Annotated in this window: 8 protein-coding genes; 4 read left to right on the forward strand and 4 right to left on the reverse strand. The window is 69.3% G+C overall.

Annotated features, from left to right (window positions below; all coding sequences use genetic code 11):
• Positions 1 to 157 precede the first annotated feature (157 nt).
• Complete coding sequence (locus tag BLR49_RS10765) at positions 158 to 1,117, forward strand: DNA cytosine methyltransferase (protein ID WP_245690620.1); 960 nt, start codon at positions 158 to 160, stop codon at positions 1,115 to 1,117.
• A gap of 2 nt (positions 1,118 to 1,119) precedes the next feature.
• Here the strand turns inward: BLR49_RS10765 and BLR49_RS10770 are convergent, their stop codons facing one another.
• Positions 1,120 to 1,899, reverse strand: coding sequence for an HNH endonuclease (locus BLR49_RS10770; RefSeq protein WP_176765855.1), 780 nt, complete (start codon positions 1,897 to 1,899; stop codon positions 1,120 to 1,122).
• Positions 1,900 to 1,987: 88 nt separating this feature from the next.
• Positions 1,988 to 2,488 carry a very short patch repair endonuclease gene (locus BLR49_RS10775; RefSeq protein WP_092537478.1) on the reverse strand — a complete coding sequence of 167 codons (501 nt, stop codon included), beginning with the start codon at positions 2,486 to 2,488 and terminating at the stop codon, positions 1,988 to 1,990.
• 199 nt (positions 2,489 to 2,687) lie between these two features.
• Between BLR49_RS10775 and BLR49_RS10780 the strand changes: the two genes are divergently transcribed.
• The 3 genes from BLR49_RS10780 (at position 2,688) to BLR49_RS10790 (ending at position 5,737) form a co-directional block, all read left to right on the forward strand.
• Complete coding sequence (locus BLR49_RS10780; RefSeq protein ID WP_092537480.1) at positions 2,688 to 3,422, forward strand: hypothetical protein; 735 nt, start codon at positions 2,688 to 2,690, stop codon at positions 3,420 to 3,422.
• Between the two features lie 407 nt (positions 3,423 to 3,829).
• A complete protein-coding gene (locus BLR49_RS10785) occupies positions 3,830 to 4,741 on the forward strand; it encodes a fructose bisphosphate aldolase (protein WP_092537482.1) in 912 nt (303 codons plus the stop codon).
• Positions 4,742 to 4,765: 24 nt separating this feature from the next.
• Positions 4,766 to 5,737 carry a fructosamine kinase family protein gene (locus BLR49_RS10790; protein WP_092537484.1) on the forward strand — a complete coding sequence of 324 codons (972 nt, stop codon included), beginning with the start codon at positions 4,766 to 4,768 and terminating at the stop codon, positions 5,735 to 5,737.
• Positions 5,738 to 5,831: 94 nt separating this feature from the next.
• Here the strand turns inward: BLR49_RS10790 and BLR49_RS10795 are convergent, their stop codons facing one another.
• A complete protein-coding gene (locus BLR49_RS10795) occupies positions 5,832 to 6,701 on the reverse strand; it encodes a DUF5926 family protein (RefSeq protein ID WP_092537486.1) in 870 nt (289 codons plus the stop codon).
• Between the two features lie 102 nt (positions 6,702 to 6,803).
• Positions 6,804 to 8,453 carry a DUF5129 domain-containing protein gene (locus tag BLR49_RS10800; RefSeq protein ID WP_092537488.1) on the reverse strand — a complete coding sequence of 550 codons (1,650 nt, stop codon included), beginning with the start codon at positions 8,451 to 8,453 and terminating at the stop codon, positions 6,804 to 6,806.
• Positions 8,454 to 8,738: the final 285 nt, after the last annotated feature.

Below are 8,738 nucleotides of genomic sequence, written 5' to 3' on the forward strand. Positions count from 1 at the left end.
AATCGCGCCCCCGGCACCGCCGACGCTCCCGCTCGCGATCGACTCCCCTGGGCAAGCAGACCCAACATCCCGCAAGACCTCTCAAGGGAACACAGCTGGGAAGCACGTTGTTCGGACCGGTCGGACACATACTTCTCGAGCTCAGGGAGCCACAGCGTTGAACAAGCGTCCCAACTACACCTCGCTGGAGGTGTGCGCCGGCGCAGGCGGACAGGCGCTCGGCCTCGAGCAGGCTGGCTTCGAGCACCTGGCTCTGGTTGAGCTTGAGGATTGGGCATGCAAGACCCTGCGCCACAACCGATCTGAGTGGAACGTCATCCAGGACGACCTGAACGTATGGAAACCGCCCGCGGACCTTCGCAACGTTGACCTTTTCGCAGGGGGCGTACCGTGCCCACCGTTCTCCGTTGCCGGGCGGCAGCTGGGCAGCCAGGACGAGCGCAACCTGTTTGACCGCGCTATCGACCTCGTGCAGGAGATTCAGCCCCGCGGGGTGATGATCGAAAACGTCCGGGGACTTCTCGACCCGAAATTCGACGCCTACAGGGAGCACATACTGTCACGACTCGCATGTATGGAGTACGTTGGCGAATGGCGCCTCGTCAACGCATCCGACTACGGAGTACCACAGCTTCGCCCACGAGCCGTGCTCGTCGCACTGAGAGACGAGGACTGGCAGAACTACTCCTGGCCAACCAAGCACCCAGAAAGCGCGCGTACGGTCGGAGAAACGCTCGTTGACCTAATGGGCTCACGAGGATGGAGGGGAGCAGAGGCATGGGCGGCATCCGCCAACGCGATCGCGCCGACGCTGGTAGGTGGATCGAAAAAGCACGGCGGGCCCGACCTCGGACCAACGCGCGCGCGCAAGGCCTGGGCCGCAATGGGAGTCGTCGGCAACACGATTGCTGACGAGCCGCCCGGCCCAGACTTCGAGGGGCAGCCTCGGCTCACACCACTAATGATGGCACGGCTCCAAGGCTTTCCCGACTCTTGGGAGATCACGGGGCGGAAGACGAACGCATGCCGACAAATCGGCAACGCGTTCCCGCCACCGGTTGCACGCGCGATTGGCTCAAGCATCGTAGAGGCCTTCTCGGCCACCGACGCCCAGTAGCATCAGCGCGCCTCCCGGCCGCCCTCTCGCCTCTCAAGCTCCTCCAAGTATTCCACGACCGCTTTCATTGCGGCGGGACCGCTCATCCTCACCTGATCATGCACATGGTCAAGCTTGGATCTGGTTCTTTGACCACGTCTTATCCAGTCGAGAAGCTCGCGCTGGTCCGCCCGCCGAAGGCTGCGAACTGCTTCAACAATCGCCTGCGGGTCGGCCGCTGTTCCAGTATCGGCACGCGCGGACTCGTTGCACCTGCGGCACTCGGTCCGCAGGTTATCTAGGTCCGCGGAACCGCCGTGGGAGTTGGCTACCACGTGCCCCGCTGTAAGAACAACCCGGGCTCCGTCCTCGTAGAACTCACCCGCTGCACGCCCGCATAAGACGCACCTGCCACCATCGCGCTCGAATACCTGGCGCCTCACCTTGGCAGATATTGCTTGCCTGCGCGGGCGCGGCCCCTGACCGGGCCACCAGCCATATTGGATGAGCTCGCACTGCTCGCCGAGCGACGGGTCCTCCTTGGCCGACAAATACCGCCAGCCATAGTCGCGCAGTTCTCGCTGCCGACGCTGAAAATGCTCCTGATCGATTCCGAGCGCATCACGCAGCTCACGGGTGCTAAAACGCTGCCCGGGCTCAACATTCCAGCGGAGCCAGGCTGCCATACGCGGTACGGCTCCTTTGGTACCGGGGACAACCTTCTGATCGTGATGGTCCCACCACAACAGACCGTCGTCAGCGTAGGCCTCAGGGGGATAGGTGCGCGCTTCATCGTCAGTCACACGCGGCATCCTAGCGCTTCAAAACGGCACCGGGACAGGCCGCATACCAAAGCCCCTGCCCGTCCCTTGCCTGGGGTCAGCCCGCCCCTCAACCTGAGCGAGCCCCAGCCAGCCGTGCGACTACCAGCGCAAACGCGCTGTCGACTGGCTCGTGCTCCCACACACGCACTACAGTCCAGCCCAGCGCTGCGAGCTTCTCATCAGTATCGTGGTCGCGGGCCTGGTTGCGTGCGATCTTCCACCTCCACCACTCCGCGTTCCTCGTCGGCGGAACGCAGTGCTCAGGACACCCGTGCCAGAAGCAGCCATCGACCTGGACCACCACCTTCTTCCTGGTGAATGCAATGTCCACCTTTCGGCGAGGCAGCCCAGGGACCACATACTGCACCCGGTATCTGAAGCCAGCTCGCCACAACGCGCGCCGCAGCGCGACCTCTGGGGATGTGTCGCGACTAGGCAGCGCCGCGTAGCGCGCGCTTACCACCTTGCTTGTCGGACGTTCACGGCCGGGTTCCGGCGCGCACAGGGCATCCGGCACAGCGACACCAGCTATCCCGATAGCTTCGTTCGCCTTGGCGTCCTCAGCCATACCGCTTGTCCTCCCGATACGAGGCGATTCGGCCGATACGGGCACCATGGTAGCCCTGGCTCCCAGGCCTCGCCGACGAGTGTCGGCCACCCCCCATCCACGCCACCACACCCTCAAACCGAAAAGGTCTTTGAAGACCCACCTTCGACACGCGGCGCGCCTCGCCACGATCCCGCATCGGGAACGTAACATTTGCGCTATGTTCACCCTGACGCTGTCGCCACAGCAGGACCTCGAGCTCCGCTACCGATCCGCGACAGCGCGAGATCTACTGGCCACCGGAGTGCGGGTGCTGCGCGATGGCGGCCTGTCGGAGTCGAATCGCGACTCGATCACAACCACGCTCGCCGTCGGCCTCGGCCGCCTGTACGAGCTCGCCCTGGGACTGCGCGCGCTGAGCTTGCACGGCCGGTGGGTGACACGAACGAACGACGCAGACGGCCAGTGCCCGGACCTGCTGTCCATGCATGACGAGGTATTCGACTTCCTCAGCCTGGCTCCGCAGCCTACCGCGCGCGGAGCCGGGCGCGGACTCAGTCGGATCACCACCGACCCGGCTGTGCCACGGCTTGTAGCCGCCCTGGGCACCTACTGGGACTGCGCGATGGGCGGCCCGGCCCACGCGCGGCGCACGGGACCTGCGTGGACCGAAGTCGAGGACGCCGTACAGCAGGCTCCGCAGGACTGCGAGCTGAGCATTCTGGGCGGTCCGAACGGCGAGCCCGCCGAGTATCTGGCGTGGCGGCGCTCGGTGCAGGCCTCACGCAGCGCCTTCCGGACGGATTGTGGCGAGCGCCTGGCAGGCACGGTGGAGGCAATCTGGTTCACGCTGGGCATCTGCGGCAGGGACGGCGCCTTCGGGCAGCCGGGCAGGGTCTTCGCCGCCGAGGTGCTGCCCGCCGCCTCCCCGCGAGACGCGTCGGCTGCGGCCTAGACGGCGTCGTCCCCTCAGAGGGGTATGGAGCCGCGTCGCCGTGGCGGGGTGCGCCGTCGAGCACACCGCTCCTACCTCGAGCACGCGGGATAGCCCACGAGGACGCGCCCCGGCCCGCGAGAACGCCGGCCTGGAGGGCGTCATCGGCGGCTTGACAGCGTCCTCAACGGCGGGGGCGCGTCCTCAGCGGCTTGACCGCGTACTCAAGCGCGATGCCCGGACGCCGCCGCAGCCCACCCACTCACCCGCTCATCCACACGACGGCGGTTCACCCCCGCCTGGAAACCCCAAAGCCATATTATGAGAACGATTCTCGGATATAATTGTTGATGCCCGAGCTGGCCCAGCCGCCAACGCCGCGACAACGTCGTCCCGAGCACTCGCACAATCCAGCCAGGAGGCCCGCCATGTCCACCCAAACGCGCACGCAGCGACGCAATCAGCAGATGGAGCGGATCCGGCACGGCTCCGGCTTCATCGCCGCCCTCGACCAGTCGGGCGGCTCCACCCCCCGCGCCCTGAAGGCCTACGGCATCGAGCCGGATGCCTGGAGCAGCGAGGAGGAGATGTTCGACCTGGTTCACGCCATGCGCACCCGCGTCATGACCAGCCCCGCCTTCACCTCCGCGCGCATCCTCGCCACCATCCTGTTCGAGCGCACCCTCGACTCCGAGGTCGATGGCCGCCCCACCGCCGACTACCTGTGGGACGTCAAGGGCATCGTCCCCTTCCTGAAGGTGGACAAGGGCCTGGAGCCGGAGTCTCACGGCGCCCGCCTCATGAAGCCGATCCCGCGCCTGGACGAGACCCTGACCAAGGCCGTGGACGCCCACGCCTTCGGCACCAAGATGCGCTCGGTCATCCTGCACGCCGACACCCAGGGCGTGGCCGCCGTCGTGGACCAACAGTTCGAGATCGCGAATCAGATCCTCGACGCCGGGCTGACCCCGATCATCGAGCCCGAGGTGGACATCCACGCCCCGGACAAGACCGGCATCGAGCTGCTCCTGCTGTCCTCCCTCAGCGCTCACCTGGACGACCTGCGCGAGGGCCGCGACGTCGTGCTCAAACTGACCATCCCGTCGGTGACGGACTTCTACTACGGGCTCATGCGCCACCCGCGCGTCGCCCGCGTGGCTGCGCTGTCCGGCGGCTATACCCGCGCCGAGGCGAACCGCCGCCTGGCCCGCAACCGCGGCCTGATCGCCAGCTTCTCCCGTGCGCTGCTGGAGGGGCTGGACGTCTCCCAGACGCAGGAGGAGTTCGACGCCGCCCTGGAGTCCTCCATTGCCGAGGTCTACCGCGCATCGACCACCTGAGCGCACACGTGGGATCCTGGGCGGGTGAACGCCGCCCCGCCCACCATCCGCAAACAGGACGACCTCCCCGGCGCCACCCGCCTGGAGGCACAGGGCCTGGCCTGGCTCGGACAGGCCATGGCCGACGGCGGTGCGTGCGTCGTGCCCGCGCGCGCCGGCGACGGCTGGATCGAGGAGCCGCGGCTGACCGACGGCCGAGTGACGGCCGCGGCGGCCGAGGACTTCGGGCGGGCGCTGGCCGTCACCCACGCCGCCGGGGCCCCCGCCTTCGGAGCGGCCCCACCCGGGTGGGACGGGCGCACCCAGATGGGGCGCAGTGACATCCGCCTGCGCCCGCACGCCGTCGAGACCGGCGCGCCGCGCCGGTGGGGGGAGTTCTATGCCGAGGACCGCATCGCCCCCTACATCGGCCCCGGACTCGATACGGGCACGCTCAGCGCCGCCGACGCCGCCCTCCTGGAGCGGGTCTGCGGGCGCCTGGCCGACGGCGACTTCGACTCCGACCAGCCCGAGCTCACCCGCCGGGCCGCCGCGGAGCGCGGTGCCGGCATCGCCGTCGCCCGCACGCACGGCGACCTGTGGACCGGCAATGTCCTGTGGGTGCCGACGGCGGAGGTAGCCGACTGGGCGCCCGCCGCAGCTGGGCGCGGACCACGGCGAGAGGACGCCGAAGCCGAGACCGTACCCACCGTCTCGGCGACCCCACCCACCAGCCACGAGCGCCGCCGGAACCGCGGGGCGGAGGGCACGGTGGGGGTGCTCATCGACCCGCTCGCCCAGGGCGCGCACGCGGAGACGGACCTGGCGGCGCTCGGGGTGTTCGGGCAGCCGTACCTGGAGCGGATCGTGGCCGCCTACGACGAGGCCTCCCCGCTGGCTGATGGTTGGCGCGAGCGCGTGGGCCTGCACCAGCTGCACCTGCTCATGATTCACGTGTTCCTGTTCGGGGGCGGCTACGGGCCGCAGGCGGTGGCGGTCGCCCGCCGCTACGCCTGAGCCCGACGACGGCGGGAGCCACGGGCCGCACGCAGCCTGCCGCCGCAGCCGACCCCGTCCGGCGGAGGGGAGCGTTGGCCAGCGGCCCGTAGCCTTACAGGTTCACCTGGCGGGAGATGATGCCGGCCTTGGCGCGGCGGGCCTCGGCGTCGAGCGGGGCGTCCTCGGCGAGGGCCGCCTCAAGCCGCTTAGCCATGGCCCGCATGGGCTCGGTCAGTTCCTCGGCCTCGGTGCCGGGCACCAGCTCCCACACGGGGATTGCCAGGCCGCAGGCGCGGAAGGCGCCGAGGAAGCGGGCGCCCTCCTCCAGGTCGGAGGCGTGGGCGGCGTGGACGCGGGCGAAGGCGTTGAAGAAGTCGTCCTCGTCCTCGCCGCGCACCCAGCGGACGAACTCCTTGCCGTTCATACGGCACCAGTAGGCGTGCTCGACGCCGGGAACCGGGGCGGTGGGGGCGATCCCCTCCTTGGCGTCCTCGACGATCCGCACCGCCTCGGGCTCGGCCGCCTGCTCGGCGGTGAGCCAGAAGTCGAAGGACTCGCGCACGTCGATGCTGGGAGCGAAGGCCGCGTCGAGGATGTCCTGGAGGCGTTCACCGGGCCCCGGCAGACCGCTGGCCGACAGCCCGGTGCCGGGCTCGAGGTCGAGGGCCTCCAGCAGGGCGGCGGCGACGTCGCGGCTGGCGTCACCCGAGCGGACCGTGGTCTGCATGGCCACGAGCACCTCGTCGTCGGCGCGCTTGAGGGAGCGGGCCAGCTCGGGCAGGAGGGTGACCAGCTGGACCGTCTGACCGCCGTGATCGGCGTCCAGACGGACCGTCATGGAGGCGGCGGGGATGATCTGCATCATCGCCACCAGGTCCTGCTCGGCTGCCAGCCCTTCGAAGGGTCGGGCCACGAAGGGGATCTGCTGCTTCTTGGCGGCCTTGCGGTCGTCGCGACGCCGCTGGCGGTTCTTCTTCGACATGCGCGCCAGCCTACCGGGTGCGGTCGGCCGCACGGCGTCGACGGCCTCCGACTCGGGCGGCGCGGTCCGCGTCCCCAGCCGGTGGCGGAGTCGGCATCGGTCTCAGAACCGGGAGGAGGAGCCGGAGCCGTGGAAGCTGCCGCCGCCACCGCTGTGGCCGCCGCTGAAGTGACTGGAGGAGCCGGAGCCCGAGAAGCCACCCCCGCCGGAGGAGGAGGGCGTGTAGGTGGCCGCCTTGCTGTAGCCGGTGACGAGCCCGGACACCGGCCGCGAGAACTGTGGCACGGCGCCGGCCCCGGTCGCATGCGCGCCCGCGGGGCGCAGGCCCGGAGCGCGCAGGCCCGGCGACTGGGAGTTGATGCGGATCGTGGTGGCCGGGTTGTAGTGCACGCGCCCGCTGCGGGACTTCCACCAGCCCTGGTAGTCGAGGCCACCGCCGCGGTATGCAGACGATCGGCGATCGTATTCGTAGCGGGCGAGCCGATCCCGCCCCAGGCGGGAGGTATCCGCCGCAAGCGCCCGCCGCGCCAGGGCGTCGCAGCGGTGGCGCACGTCCGCGGCGATCGTGTCGAGTTCGTCCAGGGCCGCCGCCGGTGTCAGGGTCCGCAAGGCGAGCTCCACCGTCATGGCCGCCAGCCGATCGCTACGGCTGCGGATCCACGCGCGGTCCGGCTCGACGTCGAAGCTCACGCGTCTCCGCTGCGTGATGGCGGCGACGGAGGCGCACAGCGCGGAGTAGGAGGCGAGGTCCTCGTGCACCGGGCCCTGCTCGTTCTCCCACACCTTCTCCCAGCCGGGCCCGAGGGTGAGGAAGGTGGAGGCGGCCGCGATGACGTCGTCGACCCGATCGAGTTCCGCCGCACTGGTCTCCAGCTTCTGGGCCCGGCGCCGACGGCTGCCCACGAACCACTGGGCACCACGTGGGGAGCCGAAGTCGCTGAAGAGGCGCACCAGTCCCGCGTAGCGCTCTTCGAACCAGGCGAAGCGGGCCAAGACCTGGGCGCCGTGGGCGTCGTCGGCGGGGATGGTGCCGGCGCGGATCTGGGTGGCATCGTAGTCGGTGGTGATCTGGCCGAAGTGACGACGGGCCTGCCGGAAGGCGTCGCGCGCCACGCGGCGGGACCGGAACATCCACGACAGCAGCGCGATGGCGGCGGCCAGGCTCGCAAACGCCACGAGCAGCGCCACCTCTGTGGAGGCTATCGGCCTGCCGAGTGAGTCGGCGGTGCGCTGGGCCATGGTCTCCAGGCCGACGTCCCAGCGCGCCAGGCGGAAGGAGCCCTTGGCGGCGTCCTGTATCTGCTGCTGAGTGCGCAGGTCGACCTTGACGTCCTCGCCGAAGTAGCAGCCGACCCAGCGACCGTGTGGCGAGACGGCGAGAATTACGAGCCCGTCGGCCCAGACATCGGGGTCTGCGGTGGAGATCCACGACGGTTCGTGCTCTAGGGCGTAGTCGAGGACGGCGTCGTTGAAGACGGTGTCGGAGCTGGCGTAGGGGTCGACGTCATCAGTGGTGAGGATGGCCAGGCGGATATCGTGGCGGAAGCCGATGTCCTCCAGGGCGGTCTGGAGGGCGTCGTCGTCGAGCACGTCGGCCTCATCGTGGATCTGGACCGCGGGCGTGTGCGTGGCGCCGAAGGGGTCCAATGCGTACAGCGGCACGAACACGGCGAGCACGACGATGAGCAGGGTCTTAACGGTGAGGGCGGCGACGGCGCGCAGGCCACCCCAGCGGACGATCAGGTCGGACACGGGCACCTCCGGGGCTGTTGGCAGCACCATAACGGCGGGGTCGCTGCGGGGCCATGGGGAGCACTGCCCGGGAGCGGGAGACGTCGGGCCAAGCACCGGTCCCGACGGCATAGGCTCCGTCGGCAACCTACCCCGGATGCCATCCCGGCCTGGTCCACTTCGACGTCGGCCTTGGCGGTGGGCGGGCCCGCGATCGACACGCATTAGTGGTCTACTTCGAGCTTTTGTGCTCTGGTGTGCGGGTACTCCCCGCACACCAGAGCACAAAACATCGCAGCAGAGGAC

The organism is Actinomyces ruminicola, assembly GCF_900103885.1.
GTDB lineage: Bacteria > Actinomycetota > Actinomycetes > Actinomycetales > Actinomycetaceae > Actinomyces > Actinomyces ruminicola.

What these genes read in the sequence shown, in the direction of transcription:
- BLR49_RS10775 (WP_092537478.1), bottom strand. Translation starts at nt 2,488, where the DNA reads ATGGCTGAGGACGCCAAGGCGAACGAAGCTATCGGGATAGCTGGTGTC.
- BLR49_RS10780 (WP_092537480.1), top strand. Translation starts at nt 2,688, where the DNA reads ATGTTCACCCTGACGCTGTCGCCACAGCAGGACCTCGAGCTCCGCTAC.
- BLR49_RS10785 (WP_092537482.1), top strand. Translation starts at nt 3,830, where the DNA reads ATGTCCACCCAAACGCGCACGCAGCGACGCAATCAGCAGATGGAGCGG.
- BLR49_RS10795 (WP_092537486.1), bottom strand. Translation starts at nt 6,701, where the DNA reads ATGTCGAAGAAGAACCGCCAGCGGCGTCGCGACGACCGCAAGGCCGCC.